Annotated in this window: 1 pseudogene; it reads right to left on the reverse strand. The window is 55.2% G+C overall.

Going from position 1 to position 667, the window contains the following annotated elements:
* Positions 1 to 398: 398 nt before the first annotated feature.
* Positions 399 to 667: pseudogene (locus C5Y96_RS08105) on the reverse strand (hypothetical protein); the annotation flags it as partial.

Consider the following 667-nt stretch of genomic DNA (forward strand, 5'->3'; position numbering starts at 1 on the left):
AGCCAGGCGCCCGCGTTCGCCCGCTCCTAAAATACCCGGCCTGGGCGGCGCCGATCTTGTCGCATGGGCTGCTGTATGTGCGCGGGGATGATCGGTTGGTTTGCTTGGAAGTGATCCCAGAGAAGTAGTCCGATACTAGCCCGCTGCGCCAGCGAGGGAATACGGCCGCAGGCAAATGACTAATGTCTAAATCCTAATGTCTAAGGAAGAACAGATCCTCTCCGTAATTAGACATTAGTCATTCGCCCTTAGATATTTCGTCCGACCGCTCTCCCTCGGCTCGCGCCTCGGGCTACGATTGGTGAGACTCTGATCCACGAACAAAAAAAAGAGGATGACCAGTTTGGTCATCCTCTTTTCGTTTGCCGCTTCCGTACCGGCCCCTCTGGGGTCAGTCGTTACTTTATCAAGTAGTACTGGCCTCGCAGGTTGCACAGCAATTGTTCACCTTGTCGCTGTTGGGCGAGCAAGGCATTCTGCTGTTTGTTGTTCGCGGCGACCAGCGCGAAATACTCCTTGCTGAATCGCTCGACCGTCTTGATCTTGCTCTTGTCCTTTTCGGGATCGACGTCGCCGGCGCTTTCGGCGATCCAGACCTTGTTTCGCAGGAAGAGCGTATCGTTGCCGACGTTGCGAACGTTGGAAGCGACGACCAGGCGGTCATTTT

This window comes from Blastopirellula marina (assembly GCF_002967715.1).
Taxonomy (GTDB): Bacteria; Planctomycetota; Planctomycetia; order Pirellulales; family Pirellulaceae; genus Bremerella; species Bremerella marina_B.